This is a genomic window from Bacillus sp. 11C (assembly GCF_055486375.1).
Genome location: NZ_JBUPVZ010000001.1, coordinates 231,482 through 249,808 on the forward strand (window position 1 = coordinate 231,482; position 18,327 = coordinate 249,808).

Annotated in this window: 18 protein-coding genes; 5 read left to right on the forward strand and 13 right to left on the reverse strand. The window is 46.8% G+C overall.

The window, feature by feature from the left end; translation table 11 throughout:
- Positions 1 to 3: 3 nt before the first annotated feature.
- Complete coding sequence (gene spsA / locus ACY3LV_RS01175) at positions 4 to 774, reverse strand: spore coat dTDP-glycosyltransferase SpsA (protein WP_333561641.1); 771 nt, start codon at positions 772 to 774, stop codon at positions 4 to 6.
- A gap of 321 nt (positions 775 to 1,095) precedes the next feature.
- On the opposite strand from spsA, the gene gerQ reads away from it, so the two are divergent.
- Positions 1,096 to 1,629: a spore coat protein GerQ gene (gerQ, locus tag ACY3LV_RS01180; RefSeq protein ID WP_333517895.1), complete on the forward strand. Its 534-nt coding sequence runs from the start codon at positions 1,096 to 1,098 to the stop codon at positions 1,627 to 1,629.
- 41 nt (positions 1,630 to 1,670) lie between these two features.
- Here the strand turns inward: gerQ and ACY3LV_RS01185 are convergent, their stop codons facing one another.
- The 3 genes from ACY3LV_RS01185 to ACY3LV_RS01195 all read right to left on the reverse strand — a co-directional run bounded on the left by ACY3LV_RS01185 (position 1,671) and on the right by ACY3LV_RS01195 (position 3,769).
- Positions 1,671 to 2,042, reverse strand: a complete 372-nt coding sequence (locus ACY3LV_RS01185) for a DUF423 domain-containing protein (RefSeq protein WP_087992786.1) — start codon at positions 2,040 to 2,042, stop codon at positions 1,671 to 1,673.
- Between the two features lie 61 nt (positions 2,043 to 2,103).
- Entirely contained in the window at positions 2,104 to 3,426 is a 1,323-nt protein-coding gene (locus tag ACY3LV_RS01190) for a purine/pyrimidine permease (RefSeq protein WP_464863236.1), read from the reverse strand.
- A gap of 19 nt (positions 3,427 to 3,445) precedes the next feature.
- The gene (locus ACY3LV_RS01195) at positions 3,446 to 3,769 is read right to left on the reverse strand and encodes a YwdI family protein (RefSeq protein ID WP_464863237.1); all 324 of its coding nucleotides are present in this window, start codon (positions 3,767 to 3,769) and stop codon (positions 3,446 to 3,448) included.
- Between the two features lie 167 nt (positions 3,770 to 3,936).
- Here ACY3LV_RS01195 and ACY3LV_RS01200 point away from each other — a divergent pair, with 167 nt between their 5' ends.
- Positions 3,937 to 5,307, forward strand: a complete 1,371-nt coding sequence (locus ACY3LV_RS01200) for an aldehyde dehydrogenase (RefSeq protein WP_464863239.1) — start codon at positions 3,937 to 3,939, stop codon at positions 5,305 to 5,307.
- A 25-nt stretch (positions 5,308 to 5,332) separates the two neighbouring features.
- Here ACY3LV_RS01200 and ACY3LV_RS01205 read toward each other — a convergent pair whose 3' ends face one another.
- Positions 5,333 to 6,010 (reverse strand): uracil-DNA glycosylase, encoded by a 678-nt coding sequence (locus tag ACY3LV_RS01205; RefSeq protein WP_464863240.1) that lies wholly within the window; start codon positions 6,008 to 6,010, stop codon positions 5,333 to 5,335.
- A 14-nt stretch (positions 6,011 to 6,024) separates the two neighbouring features.
- Positions 6,025 to 6,831, reverse strand: a complete 807-nt coding sequence (locus ACY3LV_RS01210; RefSeq protein WP_394715384.1) for a glycosyltransferase family 2 protein — start codon at positions 6,829 to 6,831, stop codon at positions 6,025 to 6,027.
- 190 nt (positions 6,832 to 7,021) lie between these two features.
- Between ACY3LV_RS01210 and ACY3LV_RS01215 the strand changes: the two genes are divergently transcribed.
- On the forward strand, positions 7,022 to 7,837 hold the full coding sequence (locus tag ACY3LV_RS01215; protein ID WP_464863241.1) for a bifunctional hydroxymethylpyrimidine kinase/phosphomethylpyrimidine kinase: 816 nt from the start codon (positions 7,022 to 7,024) through the stop codon (positions 7,835 to 7,837).
- 90 nt (positions 7,838 to 7,927) lie between these two features.
- Here the strand turns inward: ACY3LV_RS01215 and ACY3LV_RS01220 are convergent, their stop codons facing one another.
- The 3 genes from ACY3LV_RS01220 to scrA form a co-directional block, all read right to left on the reverse strand.
- The gene (locus tag ACY3LV_RS01220) at positions 7,928 to 8,176 is read right to left on the reverse strand and encodes a hypothetical protein (RefSeq protein WP_087992796.1); all 249 of its coding nucleotides are present in this window, start codon (positions 8,174 to 8,176) and stop codon (positions 7,928 to 7,930) included.
- Between the two features lie 93 nt (positions 8,177 to 8,269).
- The gene (gene sacA / locus ACY3LV_RS01225) at positions 8,270 to 9,709 is read right to left on the reverse strand and encodes a sucrose-6-phosphate hydrolase (RefSeq protein WP_464863242.1); all 1,440 of its coding nucleotides are present in this window, start codon (positions 9,707 to 9,709) and stop codon (positions 8,270 to 8,272) included.
- Complete coding sequence (gene scrA / locus ACY3LV_RS01230; RefSeq protein ID WP_333517885.1) at positions 9,706 to 11,091, reverse strand: PTS system sucrose transporter subunit IIBC; 1,386 nt, start codon at positions 11,089 to 11,091, stop codon at positions 9,706 to 9,708. The genes sacA and scrA overlap by 4 nt, the downstream gene beginning before the upstream one ends.
- Before the next feature lie 300 nt (positions 11,092 to 11,391).
- Here scrA and ACY3LV_RS01235 point away from each other — a divergent pair, with 300 nt between their 5' ends.
- The gene (locus ACY3LV_RS01235) at positions 11,392 to 12,162 is read left to right on the forward strand and encodes a formate/nitrite transporter family protein (protein ID WP_464863243.1); all 771 of its coding nucleotides are present in this window, start codon (positions 11,392 to 11,394) and stop codon (positions 12,160 to 12,162) included.
- A 38-nt stretch (positions 12,163 to 12,200) separates the two neighbouring features.
- On the opposite strand, the gene sacT is transcribed toward ACY3LV_RS01235, so the two are convergent.
- On the reverse strand, positions 12,201 to 13,031 hold the full coding sequence (gene sacT, locus ACY3LV_RS01240; RefSeq protein ID WP_464863244.1) for a sac operon transcriptional antiterminator SacT: 831 nt from the start codon (positions 13,029 to 13,031) through the stop codon (positions 12,201 to 12,203).
- A gap of 39 nt (positions 13,032 to 13,070) precedes the next feature.
- On the reverse strand, positions 13,071 to 13,373 hold the full coding sequence (locus ACY3LV_RS01245; protein WP_087992814.1) for a hypothetical protein: 303 nt from the start codon (positions 13,371 to 13,373) through the stop codon (positions 13,071 to 13,073).
- A gap of 528 nt (positions 13,374 to 13,901) precedes the next feature.
- Here ACY3LV_RS01245 and vpr point away from each other — a divergent pair.
- Entirely contained in the window at positions 13,902 to 16,322 is a 2,421-nt protein-coding gene (vpr, locus tag ACY3LV_RS01250; RefSeq protein WP_464863245.1) for a serine protease Vpr, read from the forward strand.
- A gap of 34 nt (positions 16,323 to 16,356) precedes the next feature.
- Here vpr and ACY3LV_RS01255 read toward each other — a convergent pair whose 3' ends face one another.
- Together ACY3LV_RS01255 and nfsA are read right to left on the reverse strand one after the other, a co-directional pair.
- Positions 16,357 to 17,358 carry an LLM class flavin-dependent oxidoreductase gene (locus ACY3LV_RS01255; protein ID WP_333561654.1) on the reverse strand — a complete coding sequence of 334 codons (1,002 nt, stop codon included), beginning with the start codon at positions 17,356 to 17,358 and terminating at the stop codon, positions 16,357 to 16,359.
- 175 nt (positions 17,359 to 17,533) lie between these two features.
- On the reverse strand, positions 17,534 to 18,283 hold the full coding sequence (nfsA, locus tag ACY3LV_RS01260) for an oxygen-insensitive NADPH nitroreductase (protein ID WP_333561655.1): 750 nt from the start codon (positions 18,281 to 18,283) through the stop codon (positions 17,534 to 17,536).
- Positions 18,284 to 18,327 lie beyond the last annotated feature (44 nt).

An 18,327-nucleotide genomic window follows, 5' to 3' on the forward strand; every position in this document is an offset into this window, starting at 1 on the left:
CTCTCACCCCATTCCAAGCTTTTTTAATGATTCACGCAGCTCGCGGCAATTGCGCTGCGGAGGAAGGTTCCTGACGAATTCATTTTTTTCTGATTCAAACAGCTGAAAATGAATCGATTGGTCGGTAATATAATTCAAATCCAGCTCCTCAGCCAGCGGGTAAAACGGATAAAAATGGTTGACCCTCCAAAAGAACCGGGCATCCCCGATCCGGTAAAACGCCGGGCTTTCATCCCAATGGGAGCCAAACTTCTCCTTTACCTTCTCAAGCACAGAATACCTGTGCATCACCGAACAATGGTCGATGGCGCACGGCGCGTTCCACGTCACGTGAACGGCCGGCCTGATAGTTTCTTTTACAATGTCGCGATCCTCGTTTAAGTGATAGGTTTTGGAGGCTGAGTAAATCACAGCCTTTTCAGGATGATGATCGAGCTCCCGCACCATTTTCAAGAGCCGGTCCGGCATATAGACGTTGTCATCCGTAGCATAGGTGATATATTCACCCTTCGCCATCTCAATCGCCTGATTGATCAGCGCCGCGTATCTTGTTTTTTCCGTTCTTTCCTTTACTTCAGATATATCGCTTTGATAAAAACGCACTCGGTTATCATTCAAAAAAGGACGGATTACATTTAGCGTCTCTTCATTGGAGTTGTCATCCATAATAAACAATTCAAAATCGGAAAACGTTTGTGAAAGTATGCTGGAAATGGACTTTGCCACATAATCGCTTTTGTTATAACTCGTCATAATGACTGATACTTTCGGCAAATCCTACACCTCCTTCTTGAAACTTCACACCTGAAACTAACGTTATCTTATGTTGCTTATGCGCAAATTGCGCTAGGGATACAAACCAATATGCGCGAAAAGTTTGTGTATGCCTACGAAAAACAGCGGCTGCCCAGACCAAAATCTGGCCCGTCCGCTGTTCTTTTTCCGCATATTCCAAGCATCAGCCTCATAAGGTGAAAGAGATAAAAATCGCACCAGCGACTAAGATCGTTTTCCATCGGAGGTGAGTCATCGCGGAGCGTTCATCTATACATCCGGAACTTGTTTTGAATGGTTTTCATAAAAAGGAGGAACGATATGAAACCGAAAAAAAATCAATATCAGCAAATGCAGGGATTTGATAATATGCAGGGATATCAGCCTCAGTACGGCGCCAATCCGTACCCGCAGCAAGGTCAAGGCGCGCAAATGCAGACGATGGGGATGCAGCCAATGATGCCAATGCAGCAAGGACAGCAAGGACAGCAAGGATTCGGATTCCCGGGCCAGCAGGGCGGCGGGTTTCAAATTCCATCGGGGCCGACACCGTCGGCGCCCGGCCAAAGCATTCCCGGCATGCTGCCTGTTGAGGAATCATACATTGAGAACATTTTGCGACTGAACAGGGGAAAAACGGCCACCATTTATATGACATTTGAAAACAGCAAGGAATGGGGTTCAAAGATCTTTCGCGGCGTCATTGAGGCAGCGGGCCGGGATCACATTATCATCAGCGACCCAAAATCAGGAACTCGCTACCTGCTCCTGACCATCTACCTCGATTACATTACATTTGATGAAGAAATTGCGTATACGTATCCATATTCCATGGCATCCTATTCGCCAAGATAAAGTAAAAGCCAATCACTCATATGATGAGGATTGGCTTTTTTTTATAGATATTTGACGGCTGCGACAATGATCATGATCCAAGAAATAATAAACGCCACACCGCCGAGCGGGGTAATGGCCCCAAGAATGGAGATTTGCGTCAAACTAAGAATATATAAGCTTCCGGAAAACAGCACAATTCCCGCAAACATCAGCCAGCCGGCTGTCGTGACACTGCCGATGCCGGATAATTTATCGGCCAGGAAGGCGACAACGAAAAGCCCAAGGGCGTGATACATATGATACTGCACACCTGTGTGCCACACCTGAAGATATTTATCAGGAATTTTCCCTTCTAATCCGTGAGCGCCAAATGCCCCGAGTCCCACGGCAAGCAGGGCATTAATGGCCCCTAATATGATAAAAACTTTCATCTAGCTCTCCCGCCTTTTCGTTAAACTCATATCCTTTATCTTATCGCACCTATACTAAAATTCAATGTTTGTTCTCCGATGACACGAGATTGTCGGATTTTCTCCTGCGCCAAAGCTGGAACTGGTCTGCCGCTATTGCAACAAGCGTTCCTAATACAAGCCCGTTGCTTAACAGAGAAATAAATACCGGGTGCAAACCATTTAAGGCAGTTTCAGGAACAAACATAATGCCGACCCCCGTCAACAGCGAGGTGCCGATCACAGACCGCACCCTTTTCAGTTCCGCTTTCTCATATGAATCAAATTCTGCAAGGGCCAGACCGCCCATCGCGGAAAACACAACAAAGTTTACCGCAAATCCAACGGGTGACGGCAGGCTCGCAAACGCATTCATAAAAAATGGGATCACGCTGATCACGACAACGAAAATACTGCCGAGCATAAACGGTTTTTTAGAAGGCATTTTGGTCGTTTCAATAAAACCCGCTGCTCCCGAAATCGGAACCGGTGCAATGGCTCCCGTCAAACCGCTCAGCAGATGGCTGAATGAGGCGGCAAAACCGGCATGGCGTTCATGATGCCGCCCATCCGGCTGTTTGCCGAATTTTTTTACAGCGATGTCCACAACCTTCATGCTCGCCAGCATATTCACGATCAGCAAGATGGTAATAAAAATTGAGGTGATGATAAGACCGCTGTTAAATAAAGGTTTGCCAAAAGGAAACAGGGAGGGCAGCTGAAACAGCCGATCAGGCATTTCCATCGGCTTTGCAGCTCCGGCAGCCGCAAACAGCACCCATCCGCCGAACAGAGCCAATAAAATAGAATATTGCTTAAAAAACGTGATGTTCGAATTTGTCATCATAAAGGCGGCGGCGATTACAACAAGTGCCAGACCAAATACAAGGCCGTCTACACCGTCCTTGCGGTAGCCGATTCCGAGAATTCCTTTTATAATGGGCTGACTCAGCTGCATGACAAGCAGCAATAAATAGACGCCTGTTACAACCGGAGTAAACAAGGCGGCGAGCCGGTCAATGACCTTGAAGATACTTAACAAAAAGAAACATACAGCGCTTACAAGAAGAGCTCCCTGCAACCCGCGCAGTGTGTCCCCGTAAGTTGCAAAAACAGTTCCCGTCAGCCCGCCGTAGATCGTATACACGCCCCACCACAAGCCGGCGGGGCTCTCATTGATCGGCAGTCTGTGGCCTTTCAAACACTGAATGACGGCGGCAATTCCCAATACAAAAAAAGTGCTCTGGATCAATCTCGCAGAATCTGAGTGATCCAGATGAAACGACTGGGCAACCGCCACCGGAACAACAACCGCCGCAGCAATGATAAACGCTGTCCATTGCAGCGCGCCAAGAAACAATTTCACGTGCGCTCAACCTTTCTCATTAAAAATCAAATAATGACTCTCCGTTTCCGTCCTCTTCCTGCTTCTCTTTTTCCTGCTTTCGATAATTTTTTAATCCCGCGCTTCCCATCATTTTTTCCATCATCAACTGGTCTGTCGATGGCGGCGCGGCAGGACTTGGCGTGCTGCTCGGCTGGATGCGGGGCGCGCTTGCGGTCTCCGGCTGAGACTGATCCAGCACGACGTCACACAAAGAACGGACAACTGCTACGGAACGCTTCAGCTCCTCATCCCGTTCAGCTGTCTTTGCTTTTTTCAGCTCCTCTTCCATCTTTTGAATCAAAGCAGATATATGAATGTTCATAGAGAACCCTCCAAAAAATAAATGTCGTCTTCCTGCATTTTATCAAATTCCTGCTGCAAACGCAGATATGAGTTTGTTATTTTTTCTAACAAACCTTGCGCATTTGACAAGCAGAAGTGATTTTTCACATAATAAATCACCATACCTTACAAAAAAGGAGCGATGGAATGAACAGCATACCCTCTATCGTCAGCAAGCAGAAAGCATATTTTGCGGCGGGGCATACGAGACCGCTAGAATCGAGACTGGACCTGTTGCAGAAGCTGAAACAAGCCATCAAAACACATGAAGCCGATCTCACAGCCGCTCTCTATCAAGATCTCCACAAATCCGAACAAGAAGCATACACAACGGAAATCGGAATCGTGTTGGAGGAAATCAGCTTTGTGATGAAACGGCTGGGAAAATGGGCCAAGCCGAAACGAGTCAAAACACCGCTGACCCATCTAGGCTCCAAAAGCATCATCATACCTGAGCCGTATGGAACCGTTTTGGTGGTTGCTCCATGGAACTATCCCCTGCAGCTGGCGCTTTCTCCCTTGATTGGAGCCATTGCCGCCGGGAACACGGTCGTTCTCAAACCGTCAGAATATACGCCGGCTGTTTCCGCTGTTCTTTCCAACCTCATCAGCAGCGTTTTTCCAAATGATTATGTCGCTATGGCGGAAGGCGGTCCCGACGTCAGCACAGCGTTATTACAGCACCCCTTCGATTATATTTTCTTTACCGGCAGCGTTGCCGTGGGAAAAATCGTCATGGAGGCTGCGGCCAAACAATTAACACCCGTTACCTTGGAGCTTGGCGGCAAAAGCCCCTGTATTGTCCATAAGGATGCTGACATACAGCTTGCCGCCAAACGCATTGTCTTCGGGAAATTTACAAATGCCGGACAAACCTGCATCGCACCCGATTATTTAATTGTCCACGAAGACATCAAAACGAAGCTCACAGAAGAAATGAAGCGTGCGATCAGAGAATTTTACGGCTCTCAGCCCGAACGGAATCCGCAGTACGGCAAAATCGTCAGTGAGCGCCACTATCAGCGGCTGCTCGATTTTCTGAATGATGGCGTCCCGCTCACAGGCGGACAATCTGATTCTGATCACCACAAAATAGCGCCGACGATTCTTGATCAAGTGGAGGATGACTCTCCTGTGATGCAGGAGGAGATTTTTGGGCCGATTCTTCCGCTGTTTACGTACGGCGATATCGATGAAGTCATTGACAAAGTCCAATCGCGCCCGAAGCCGCTCGCCCTGTACGTCTTTACCACAAACAAAGAAATCGAGCGGGCTGTTTTAGAGAATCTGTCGTTTGGCGGAGGCTGTGTCAATGATACGCTAATGCACGTCGCGACACCGTATTTGCCATTCGGCGGCGTCGGAGAAAGCGGTATCGGCAGCTATCACGGATTTGACAGCTATAACACATTTACGCACAAAAAAAGCGTCGTCAAACAAACGAACCGCTTCGACATCGCTTTTCGTTATCCTTCTTCCAAAAACGGGCTGCGACTGATTCGGAAAATACTTAAATAAAAAAGCGCAAATGATCTGCGCTTTTTTACAAATCCTTTATACACCAATCAATCGACGCTTCTCCCATTTTCTCCAAGCACGCATTCGCCCGGGAAAACGGTCTGCTCCCGAAAAATCCGTTTCTTGCCGAAAACGGGCTGGGATGCGTCGATTCAATGATAAAATGCTTGGACGTGTCGATCCGTTCTTTTTTCATTTGGGCATGCCGGCCCCACAAAATAAAGATTACCGGCTGCTCCCTTTCATTCAACACGTCAATAATCCGGTCCGTCAGCCGCTCCCAGCCTTTCCCCTTATGAGAATTCGCCTGTCCGCGTCTTACCGTCAGCACAGTATTCAGCAAGAGAACCCCTTGCTTTGCCCAGCTGACAAGCGATCCGTGGTTCGGAATGCTGCACCCGATGTCCTCCTGCAGCTCAAGAAAGATATTTTTTAATGAAGGCGGCTGCTTCACACCCGGCTTTACGGAGAAGCTTAAACCTTGAGCCTGTCCTGGCCCGTGATACGGGTCTTGGCCGAGAATGACCACCTTGACATCATCGAATGGGGTATAATGCAGCGCATTAAAAATATCCCGGCTGTCCGGATAAATCGTTTGCTCCGCGTATTCTCGCTTCAGCATTTCTCTGAGCTCTTGATAATACGATTTCTCAAACTCTTCTTCCAGCTGATTCCACCAGCTGTCTTCTAAAATCTGTTTCAAGATTCAGGCCTCCCTTACGAACGATGAAGTCTGGAATAGACAGGTTTGCCATCCCAAACAATTTCACTTTTTGCTTCCCGTCTTTTCATCTCAGGCTCTTCAAGCAGGACGGCAAAGTTTTTCGTCGGCAGTTCCCCGAGTCCGTGCTTTTCACTTAAACGATCCAAATATTGTTTCCGCTTGGCGCCAAGGTCCGCGGACTGATTGTCTCCCGCGTCACTGAAGGCATACATCACACTGGCACAAGGGACACGCTTCACCCGGTAATCCTTCGCCGCGCGCAAATAAAAATCCCAGTCCCAATAATTGTGCACATCAGCATCGAAATAACCGATTTCAGCATGCAGAAAACGTCTGTACATGCTTCCCGACGGCACATATGTAGAGAACACTCTCATATCCTCGTAGTCAGCGGTATAAGCAAACAGCTTCCGCGAAATTGGATATCTTGTTCCGTTTTTCTCTTCAAATGAGACAATCTCCGCATCAGAATGAACGAAATCCGCCGTTTCTATTTCCTTCGCCATTCTCTCCACATGCCCCGGTGTAAAGAAATCATCGTCATCACAAAGCATAATGCAATCGCCAGACGTCTCTTTTACACCAGCATTTCTCGCAGCCACATGCCCCGAGTTCTTTTCTAAATTGATGACAGCAATCGGCAGCTCCGGATACAGTGCTTTGACCGGCACGACCGATTCCCCGGCATCATTCACAATAATGACTTCATAAGGCTTCAAGGTCTGCTGCGAAATCGACTCCAGAAGCTCACACAAAGCCGGAATCCGATTATAGGTCACAATTACGATAGAAATCTTCATGATGCTCTCCTTCACATTTTCATAGTCATGTACTATTAAAACATATATTGGACGGGAGATCAGTGGGAATATCCTACTGAAAGGGGAAAGGTTGAAAAGAGAATACTAGATGAATCGATAAGCTTTCTATATTGTGATACAGAGAAAATCTAACTATAATGAAAGACAAAACATGATGGAGGTTCAAGACATGTCTATGCATAAAGCACTTACCATTGCCGGCTCAGATTCCAGCGGCGGTGCTGGGATTCAAGCTGATTTAAAAACATTTCAAGAGAAAAACGTATACGGGATGACCGCCTTAACAGTGATCGTCGCGATGGACCCGAACAACAGCTGGGACCATCAGGTATTCCCGATCGATACTGATACAATCCGCGCCCAGCTTGCAACGATTACGGACGGCATCGGAGTGGACGCCATGAAAACAGGAATGCTGCCAACCGTTGATATCATCGAGCTTGCGGCAAAAACGATCAAAGAAAAACAATTAAAAAATGTGGTGATTGACCCGGTCATGGTTTGCAAAGGGGCAAATGAAGTCCTTTATCCGGAGCACGCCCAAGCCCTGCGTGAACAATTAGCGCCGCTAGCCACTGTCATTACACCGAATTTATTTGAAGCCAGCCAGCTCAGCGGCATGGATGAATTAAAAACAGTTGACGATATGATCGAAGCTGCTAAAAAAATTCACGCACTTGGCGCCCAATATGTCGTCATTACAGGCGGAGGCAAACTCAAACATGAAAAAGCCGTTGATGTTCTCTATGACGGAGAAATAGCGGAAGTCCTCGAAAGCGAAATGATCGATACGCCTTATACCCATGGCGCAGGCTGTACGTTCTCGGCAGCCGTGACAGCGGAGCTCGCCAAAGGTGCGGAAGTCAAAAAAGCCATTTACGCAGCGAAAGAATTCATTACCGCTGCCATTAAAGAATCCTTCCCGCTAAACCAGTATGTCGGACCTACGAAACATTCTGCGCAGCGTCTCGATAAACAATCATAAACAACATCGGCTGCCTTACTTAGAGGCAGCCTTTTTTATATAACCAATAACTTTTCACAGAAAAAACTGCCGATCCCATCGGCAGCCTGTTTATTTGATTTTTAAATTGTTCGCAGATTTCCTCAAAAATGTTTCTATCGACTGAACAAAAAGTGCGTATTCCTTCATTTGCTCATATGCTCGTGAAAGAATTTCCGCCGTTTCACTGTGCGGTGCGGTCCCGCCAAGCATTTTTTTCAGCTGCAGCAGAACATCCTTATATTCTTCCCGCTTATCTTCAACCTGGTCCGCAGCCTTTTCCAAACATTCCGGTGTTATCTTCTGTTCATGTATATTCAAGAAAACAACTCCTTTTACAGAAAAAAATAGTAGGTTATCGTTGAAGAATAGCACAGATGGCACAGATTTCACATAAGAAAATAGAAGGATTTTCTACATAAGTGTCCAAATTCCGACATTCATTTCAGATTTTCCGGTCGAACTGGCTGTCACGTCATGATTTCCCGGGAAAGGAAAATATCTTGCACTAAAGACCTCTTCTCCATGATTGATAAAGATTTCTATAGATGACGCGTCGATAAACATGTGCACGGTATGCAAATCCTTGATGCGGCAATGTCTCGCTTCTGTTCGTTTTCCGTCGAAGCTCGTTCGCTCCAGCGTAATAACCCCCTCGTTCTGATCAAAGGAGAACGCAGCCGTTCCGCGGATACTGATTGAAAAACCGGACTCTGTCTCAATGTCTTCGATCAAGATCTCAGCTCTTTCAGGGTTTTCAACTGGAAGCGTCCCAGATGATCCATGCATGTTGATTTGTATGTTCTTCTCATTCCTGCGCATGGCTTTCAGCTCAGGCAGCGGCTGCTGAATCAGCTTCTGCCCTGATAGCGTCAGCTGTCTCGGCAGCGTCATACAGTGAATCCAGTGATAGTCAATTGTCGGATGAGATCCTTCATCCTGATCAGGCACCGCCATCCATGCAAACAAAATCCGCCTTCCCTGATCGTCTTCAAGTGTTTGCGGAGCGTAAAAATCAAAACCTTGATCAAGCTCAATAAAATCGCCATGCTTCAGTTCAGGCTTGTTATAATCAAGACGCCCGACAACATAACCTGATTGATACACGTTCTGATAATGAAAACCGTCTGCCTCAAGTCCCTGAGGTGAGACAATCAGCACATCGGATCCCTGAAGAGTAAACAAGTCAGGGCATTCCCACATGTACCCGAAATCGTCCAGCCCATTGAAGCCCGCGCCAGTTATCGGGCCGAGAAAACTCCACTCTGTCAAGTTATCAGAAGCAAACAACACAGCGTGTCCTTGCTTATTCTCCGTTTGCGCGCCAATCACCATATACCATGTGCCTTCATGCTCCCATACTTTCGGATCGCGAAAATGCGGCGTGTATCCTTCTGGAAGGAGGGCGACAACACCTTTCTTCTCAAAGGTCAGCCCGTCATCAGATACAGCAAGGCATTGATATGTTTCTCGGTTCCCCTCCTGATCCCTGACATTTCCAGTGTAAAACAGATAAAGCCGACCGTCTTTCGTGACAGCGCTGCCCGAGTAGCAGCCGTTTTTATCGAACCAATCACTCGGCGCCAGCGCAATCTCTTCCCGCTTCCAATTCACAGCATCCTGACTCGTATAATGGCCCCAGAATTTCGCGCCGTGCCCCGTCTGAAACGGCTGCCACTGAAAAAACACATGAAAGCTGCCCTTCCAATATACAACGCCATTCGGGTCATTCAGCAGCCCAACCGGCGGCATGATATGAAAATGCTGGCGGTGCGGATCACTGTCAGCGATAGGCTCTTTTTTCTCCACTTCTTCATATGCCCGGCGACGAAGCTCCTGATCATGTGATGTCATTTTTTTCTCCCCTCATCCTCATTAATCTTCATAATAAACGCTGCGGTAAACGATGACACTCCCGCAATGGCCATCCCAATCAGATAGTTGATCAAGTTGCCAACGCCAAACGGCGCAGCAATGGCAATCATCGGAATCCCTGTTAACCCGTAAGCGTTTGCAGCAACATGTGTAAAGACGACATACGCACCGCCCAATGCGCCTCCGATCATCGCGGCGATAAATGGCTTACGGTAGCGAAGATTGACTCCGAATATGACTGGCTCAGTAATGCCGAGAAAAGCAGAGAATGCAGCCGGAAGCGCGATTTCTTTTGTCTTTGCCTTTTTCGCCATAAAGAAGACGGCAAGGCCGGCCCCACCCTGTGCGACATTCGCCATTGACCAGATTGGCAGCAAGTAGTTTTTGCCGATATCAGCAATAAGTCCTGCCTCAATCGCATGAAAGCTGTGATGAACGCCTGTCAGTACGATGAGTGAATACGTGCCCCCGAAAACCAGACCCGCAACAAAACCGGCATGATCATACACATAAGTTAACGCAATCGTAATGCCTGAGCCAAGTGCTCTGCCCAAAGGACCAATCGCGATAAAAGCGACAAACCCGGTGACAATCACTGTGACAAATGGTGTTACAAGCAAATCTACCGAATGAGGAACCACTTTTCTTGTCCATTTTTCAATCTTGCTCATGACATAAACCGCCAGCAGGACAGGGATGACAGTCCCCTGATAGCCCAGAAGCGCGATATCAAATCCGAAAAGATGCATAAAATCTGGTGTTGCTTCCGCCAACCCCCAAGGATTCAAAAGCGTCGGATGAATCATGATTCCCCCGATAACCGCTCCCAAGTAAGGGTTGCTGCCAAACTCTTTTGAAGCACTGACCCCGATTAAAATCGGCAAGAAAATAAAGGCTGCGCTTGAAAACATATCAAGCAGCTGCAGCAAAGCAGACTCCTTGCTCATCCAATGAAACGCATTGATCATACCCAGTAAGCCCATTAACAGGCCGCTGGCGACAATAGCCGGAATGATTGGAACAAAAATATTAGAAAGCGTTTTCGCAAATCTCGCAGCGGGATTCAGTTTTTCTTTCGCCGCATCCTGGTGATTTACATGTTCGTCACGCTCGACATCAACTTCCTTCGAAAAAGCATCGTACACCTTATTGACAAGGCCTGTTCCGAAAATGATCTGGTACTGGCCAGAGCTGCTGAAAGCGCCTTTGACGCCATCAAGCTCTTCTACTTGTGTTTGATCTATCTTTGATTCATCCTTAATCACTAAACGCAGTCTTGTTGCACAATGAGCCGCGCTGATAATGTTTTCTTTGCCCCCGAGAAGCTCGGTGAGGCGTTTTGCAGTCTCTTTGTAATCCATCTGTTTTTCCCCCTTTTATTTAAACAAAAAAGACCTAAAATTCGCCAACGAATAAAGGACACAGCGATCCTTTTTCATCTACGCAAATTTTAGGTCTTGCCTGCTTTACCAGTCACAATCCCGCTTATTCAGACTGAGAATACGCTTTCATCATAAATCATGACAGCGTTTTCGTCAACTGTTTTTTAGTTAAAAAGTTTGATAAAACATTTAGTCATAAATTCGTAAAATTTAATTGTGAAATACTTCACAATATCATGCTATACTATGCTCAATCATCATAGAAAGCAGGAAAAGAACATGGAAACTCATGCATTGCAAAAGGTTGAACAGTACGCTTTAAAAAAACAAAATATATTTATTTCCAGCAAATTCCGTTATTTGCTTAGATCCATTCTGGCCAGCATGTTTATCGGTTTCGGCATTACAGCCGCAAGCAAAACAGGCAGCTATTTCTTCATGGCTGATTCTCCGTTTGCCTTTCCGGCAGCCGCTGTCACATTCGGAGCCGCTATTCTGCTGATTGCTTACGGCGGCGGGGATTTATTTACCGGCAACACCTTTTATTTCACCTATACCGCGCTCCGAAAAAAACTTCGCTGGCGAGACACCCTGTACCTGTGGATGACAAGCTATGCCGGCAATTTAATTGGCGCCATCCTATTTGCTATTCTGATCAGCGCGACAGGACTTTTTGAGGAGGCTTCTGTTCATTCCTTTTTGATTCATCTGGCAGAGCACAAAATGGAGCCGTCGGCTTCCGAACTGTTTTTCAGAGGTATGCTGTGCAATTGGCTTGTGTGCCTCGCCTTTTTCATTCCGATGTCTCTCAAAGGAGAAGGAGCCAAGCTGTTTACCATGATGCTTTTTGTTTTCTGCTTCTTTATTTCAGGTTTTGAGCACAGCATTGCCAATATGTGCACATTCGCCATCTCACTTTTGATCGAGCACCCTGATACGGTGACACTGATGGGAGCGGTCAGAAACTTAATTCCTGTTACGCTCGGAAATCTGACCGCAGGAATAGTGATGATGGGCTGGATGTACTACACGCTCAATCCCGATAAATAAAAAAACTTCCAGAGATCACTCTCTGCAAGTCAAAGCGGTTATTCCGAGAGATCTTGAAGACGCTGGACATGCAGCGTGATATAGCCGGCCTCGGACTCCGGCAAATGTAATTGATATTCATTTTTCAAGAACTCCGCCAGCTCCAGCGCACATCGATAGGCAAATGAATACTTTTTTTGGATGAAATAAAGCATCTCCTCATCCATATGATGGAGCGCTTCATTTGATTCCAACCGGCTGACCGCGTATCGCAAATGCGTGACAAGGCGTTGATAGGAAATGCTGTTTTCATCCACCTTTCGATTAAAGTAGTTTTCTATTTTCTCTATCATTTCTTTAATCATGGTCGTATGCTTCAGCGCTGAATACATGCTCTCCGCATCCATCTTCGCCGTATGGATGTGAAGGGCAATATAACCCGCTTCATCTTCAGGCAGAGACACGCCCAATGTCTCTTTTACGTGTCCGACCGCCCACAGGCCGACCTCATATTCTTTTTTATAGAGCGCCTTTATCTCATGCAGCAGTTTATTCTGCACAAGCAGCCCATTTTGAACCCTTTCGATCGCAAAGGACAAGTGGTCAGAAAGCGCGATATGAATGTGGTCGCTCAACGGCGCCGCGAGCTCCCCCTCCGCATAGCTGATGATATCCTCAGCAATTTCAATATGCTCCTCCGGCAGCGTTTGCAGGATTTGTTTAAACTTTTCATTCTCGTCGTGCACGACAAAGATCTTTTCCACTTTATTCATAGGGATGAGATCATTTTTCTTTTTTTGAAATGCGATTCCCGGTCCCATCACGATTTTTTCCTGATTATCCTCTTTTATTAAAGCCGCATTGTTGTTTAATACTTTATAGATTTTCAAGAGGCTATCTCTCCCGCCAATTTGCTTTTGACTGGGATTTTACCTCCTTTTGACCGCCATGTAAAGGTGCGGTCCAGCTCTCTCCTGCTTTGGCGATTCCTTGAAGGCTTGCAAACACCTTCTTTTATAAAGCGCAGCGGCTTTCGCTTTCTGCTTTTCTTCGTCATTCACAGCCATCCGCCATTCATAAAACGAAACAAGTCCTGCGGCCTGCACCGCCGCTTTTCTTTGGTATGTACGCTGAGCCGAATAGACCGCAGCAGCCGCAGTTTTTCTGTCCGGCGTCACCCAGTTCATCAAAAAGACCATCCACACCCGTAAAGATACAAGCAAACGTTTCATAGAAAAACATCCCTCCGCTTCTTTTTGGCAGGCAGCCTTTTTAGCAGCCCGTTTTCTCAGCCGCAGCCCGCGGGAAAAGACGGCCGATTTCTTTTCTCGCAAACTAGCGGCTCTAGCAAAACTCATGACTCTATGATAGACCGCGGAAAGAGAATTCTTTGTCACAATATGAGTGAAAAAACCAACTAGTTTTTAGAAGTTTTGTTGAAAGCTGAAAGAAATCAAATGAAAATTGGAGAACCGCTTCAAAAACTTTATACACAAGTTATCCCAAAGTTAAGAACAACTTAGTCACAATAGATATCCACATGTCCACAATCGCCATCTATATTTTGTATAGGAACATATATTCCCACCTACATATATACACAGATTTATTCACTTATACACAGGGTTCTGTGTATAACTCCTTCCTTATACACAAAAGAAATTCAATAAATGGTTCAAATGGTACAAGGATTTTTTTGAATTTTCAAGAAATATATACTAGATCTTCATATTTTTTTTAAACACAAAGGGGGAAACACATTGAAGAATGGGATCATTCGCTTTCTGCTACTAAGTTTCATTTTATTTTTCACGTTATCCACAGGCTTGACAGGCGTACAGGCAGCTCCAGCTGCTTCAAAAACGTCGGCTGACCTGGAAAAAGCCGAGATATTCGGTGATATCGATATGACAACAAGCAAAAAAACAACCGTAATCGTGGAGTTAAAAGAAAAATCCTTGGCAGAGGCGAAGGAAGCGGGCGAAAGCCAAACGAAAAGCAAGCTGAAAACCGCTCGCAGCAAAGCAAAAAACAAAGCCGTTAAAGCGGTGAAAAACGGGAAAGTAAACCGGGAATATGAGCAGGTATTCTCAGGCTTTTCTATGAAGCTTCCAGCTAATGAAATTCCAAAACTTCTCGCGGTAAAAGACGTAAAGGCCGTATATCCGAACGTCACATATCAAACAGACAATCTAAAGGATAAAGACGTCACAATCTCCGAGGATGCCGTATCTCCGCAAATGGATGACAGCGCGCCGTATATCGGAGCAAACGACGCATGGGATTTAGGCTACACAGGAAAAGGCGTCAAGGTAGCCATTATTGATACCGGGGTTGAATACAATCACCCTGATCTGAAGAAAAACTTCGGACAATATAAAGGATACGATTTTGTAGACAATGATTACGATCCAAAAGAAACACCTACGGGCGACCCAAGGGGCGGAGCCACTGACCACGGAACACATGTAGCCGGAACTGTGGCCGCAAACGGAACGATTAAAGGAGTTGCCCCTGATGCCACACTTCTTGCTTATCGCGTGTTAGGCCCTGGCGGAAGCGGCACAACGGAAAACGTCATCGCCGGCGTGGAACGTGCAGTACAGGACGGAGCAGATGTGATGAACCTGTCTCTCGGAAACTCTTTAAACAATCCGGACTGGGCGACAAGCACAGCGCTTGACTGGGCCATGTCAGAAGGCGTTGTCGCGATCACGTCAAACGGCAACAGCGGACCGAACAGCTGGACAGTCGGATCACCGGGCACATCAAGAGAAGCGATTTCTGTCGGCGCGACTCAGCTGCCGCTCAATGAATACGCCGTCACATTTGGCTCCTACTCTTCAGCAAAAGTGATGGGCTATGACAAAGAGAATGACGTTAAAGCGCTCAATAACAAAGAAGTTGAACTTGTCGAAGCCGGAATCGGCGAAGAAAAGGACTTTGAAGGAAAAGATCTGACAGGCAAAGTCGCCGTTGTCAAACGGGGCAGCATTGCGTTTGTGGAAAAAGCGGACAATGCGAAAAAAGCCGGCGCCATCGGCATGGTTGTGTATAACAACCTCTCCGGAGAAATTGAAGCCGACGTGCCAGGCATGTCTGTGCCAACGATTAAACTGTCATTAGAAGACGGTGAAAAACTCGTCAGCGCCATGAAAGCTGGTGAAACAAAAGCAACATTCAAGTTGACGGTCTCAAAAGCGCTCGGTGAACAAGTCGCTGATTTCTCCTCCCGCGGCCCTGTTATGGATACATGGATGATTAAACCTGATATTTCCGCACCAGGCGTCAATATCGTCAGCACCATCCCGACACACGATCCCAACAACCCATACGGTTACGGATCAAAACAAGGAACGAGCATGGCATCACCTCATATTGCCGGAGCGGTTGCCGTTATCAAACAAGCAAAACCGAAATGGAGCGTTGAACAGATTAAAGCCGCCATCATGAATACCGCTGTCACCTTAAAGGACGGCGACGGAGAAGTGTACCCGCACAACGCCCAAGGCGCAGGCAGCGCGAGAATCATGAACGCGATCAAAGCCGACTCTCTTGTCTCACCTGGAAGCTATTCATACGGCACATTTTTAAAGGAAAACAAAAACGAGACGAAAAAAGAAACGTTTACGATTGAAAATCAATCTTCCATTAGAAAGTCATACACGCTTGAATACTCATTTAACGGCAGCGGCATCTCCACATCCGGCACAAGCCGTGTTGTGATTCCGGCCCATAAAACCGGAAAAGCTACTGCAAAAGTAAAAGTCAATACAAAGAAAACAAAAGCCGGCACCTATGAAGGAACGGTCATCGTCAGAGAAGGCGGGAAAACCGTCGCCAAGATGCCTACATTGCTGATCGTCAAAGAGCCGGATTATCCGAGAGTAACATCTGTCTCCGTCAGCGAAGGATCTGTACAAGGCACCTATCAAATTGAAACCTATCTTCCTGCGGGAGCAGAAGAGCTGGCGTTCCTCGTCTATGACAGCAACCTAGATTTTGCAGGCCAAGCCGGCATCTATAAAAATCAAGATAAGGGCTATCGGTACTTTGACTGGGACAGCACGATCAATGGCGGAACCAAGCTTCCGGCCGGAGAATATTACCTGCTCGCCTATGCCGCGAACAAAGGCAAATCAAGCCAGGTTCTGACTGAAGAACCTTTTACCGTGGAATAAGAAGAAGCCCTGCCGATTGGCGGGGCTTTTCAGATTAATTCGCAAATGCTTCCTGTAACAGGCGATAAGAATGGAGCTTATCTTCAAAATGATGCGTAATGGTCACCGCCATGATTTCCTCTGTTCCATACGCCTTACTCAAAGCTAACAGCTGCTCCTTCACCTGTTCTTTCGTGCCGACAATCATTCGATTTCGATTCTCAGCAACTCGTCTCTGTTCATACGGAGAATACGTATTTTCCCGGACAGCTTCATACGAAGGAACTCCTTCTAAAGGGATGCCCTGCTCCCCCGCCAAAATCGTGAAATCTAGCACTGCCGCAAGCTCCTCTGCCTTTTCCTCTGTGTCAGCACAAAGAACAAAAACAGCGACTGCCGCACGAGGCGTATCACCTAACACAGATGGTTTAAATCGTCTCTTATACTGTCTGACCGTATCCTCTCCGCCCTCTCCATTGATAAAGTGGGCAAACATATAGCCAGCGCCTGTCTCAGCGGCAAGCAGCGCGCTTTCTCCGGATGAGCCGAGCAGCCACACATCCGGCGCGGTGGAAATATGCGGCGCTGCCGTCAGGTTCGGAAAACGATGTTTGTCATCCGCCAAATCATGCAAATACATGGCCAGCTCCTTGATTTGCTGCGGATACTGATCAGCATTGCGCTTCCCGCCGTCATTCAGCGCCCATGACGCAATCGGCATTCCCCCCGGTGCTCTGCCAAGCCCGAGATCAATTCTCCCCGGTGTCAGCCCCTCTAGCACACGGAAATTCTCAGCAACTTTATATGCGCTGTAATGCGGCAGCATGACACCGCCTGACCCCACACGGATTCGCTTCGTTTTCGCCGCTATATGACTGATCAGCACCTCAGGGCTTGACCCTGCCAACCGCTTTGAAAAGTGATGCTCAGACACCCAAAATCTCTTATATCCAAAATCCTCCGCAGCCTGCGCAAGCTTGACGGTTTGCTGTAAGGCTGTTTCTGCACTGCTGCCCTCTGATACTGGAGATTGATCTAATATACTTAATGAAATCATCCCTACCACCTCATCCTCATCGTATCACTGATCCTTTATTTTTTCTCAAAAGCCGCTCACACCGCTTATCAGTGTCTCCCGATCATTCGCCATTTATTTGTGATAGGATGTCTCTATTTGTCGGAATATGTTACACGTGAAACATAAAAACCCCTCCGAAGCGGAGAGGTTTGCTTTAGTTTTTATTAAAGCCTTTTTCTTTCACATAGTCATTTAAGTACGTACGCGGCTTCTGCTTCATAAAGTTCAGAATTTGATCAGACCACGTTTCTTCCCGCTGTCCGTTGGTTCTATCTCTATAATAATCAGAAATCGTTTTGTCATACGCATTCATGGATTCGCGGAAATCGTCTGTATTCACATTGTACGTATTCTCATGGTAGACAGCCTGCTTCGGCAATCTCGGTTTTTTGCCGGAAAGGTTCGCAGGATGGCCTACTGCCAGCCCGAAAAGCGGAAGCACATGGTCAGGCGTTTGCAGCACCTCTGCCACCTTGTCCAGATCATTCCGAATGCCGCCAATATAACAAATGCCTAGTCCCATTGATTCTGCGGCAATGCTCATGTTTTGAGCTGCAAGCGCAGCATCAATTAAACTAACCATAAACAGTTCCGTATTTTCCAGCAGCTCAGAAATATTCTCGCCTTTTTCCTCAGCCAGTTTTTGATGGCGATACAAGTCCGCGCAAAATACAAAAAAGTGCCCGTTCTTCTCAACGTAAGGCTGCGGACCTGCAAGCACAGACAGCTCACGTTTCTTCTCAGGATCGGAAACACCGATAATGGAATACGCCTGTACATAGCTGGATGTAGACGCAGCCTGCGCACTTTTCACTAATGTATCAATTTCTTCAGCTGTCAAAAGCTGATCAGTAAAAGACCGGATCGACCGATGATTCAAAATGGTTTCGATTGTGTTATTCATCACAAGAACCTCCTTATCTATTTTTTATCATATCCGAAAAAAAG

What these genes read in the sequence shown, in the direction of transcription:
- gerQ (WP_333517895.1), top strand. Translation starts at nt 1,096, where the DNA reads ATGAAACCGAAAAAAAATCAATATCAGCAAATGCAGGGATTTGATAAT.
- ACY3LV_RS01185 (WP_087992786.1), bottom strand. Translation starts at nt 2,042, where the DNA reads ATGAAAGTTTTTATCATATTAGGGGCCATTAATGCCCTGCTTGCCGTG.
- ACY3LV_RS01195 (WP_464863237.1), bottom strand. Translation starts at nt 3,769, where the DNA reads ATGAACATTCATATATCTGCTTTGATTCAAAAGATGGAAGAGGAGCTG.
- ACY3LV_RS01200 (WP_464863239.1), top strand. Translation starts at nt 3,937, where the DNA reads ATGAACAGCATACCCTCTATCGTCAGCAAGCAGAAAGCATATTTTGCG.
- ACY3LV_RS01210 (WP_394715384.1), bottom strand. Translation starts at nt 6,831, where the DNA reads ATGAAGATTTCTATCGTAATTGTGACCTATAATCGGATTCCGGCTTTG.
- ACY3LV_RS01215 (WP_464863241.1), top strand. Translation starts at nt 7,022, where the DNA reads ATGTCTATGCATAAAGCACTTACCATTGCCGGCTCAGATTCCAGCGGC.
- sacA (WP_464863242.1), bottom strand. Translation starts at nt 9,709, where the DNA reads ATGACATCACATGATCAGGAGCTTCGTCGCCGGGCATATGAAGAAGTG.
- scrA (WP_333517885.1), bottom strand. Translation starts at nt 11,091, where the DNA reads ATGGATTACAAAGAGACTGCAAAACGCCTCACCGAGCTTCTCGGGGGC.
- ACY3LV_RS01235 (WP_464863243.1), top strand. Translation starts at nt 11,392, where the DNA reads ATGGAAACTCATGCATTGCAAAAGGTTGAACAGTACGCTTTAAAAAAA.
- ACY3LV_RS01245 (WP_087992814.1), bottom strand. Translation starts at nt 13,373, where the DNA reads ATGAAACGTTTGCTTGTATCTTTACGGGTGTGGATGGTCTTTTTGATG.
- ACY3LV_RS01255 (WP_333561654.1), bottom strand. Translation starts at nt 17,358, where the DNA reads ATGATTTCATTAAGTATATTAGATCAATCTCCAGTATCAGAGGGCAGC.
- nfsA (WP_333561655.1), bottom strand. Translation starts at nt 18,283, where the DNA reads ATGAATAACACAATCGAAACCATTTTGAATCATCGGTCGATCCGGTCT.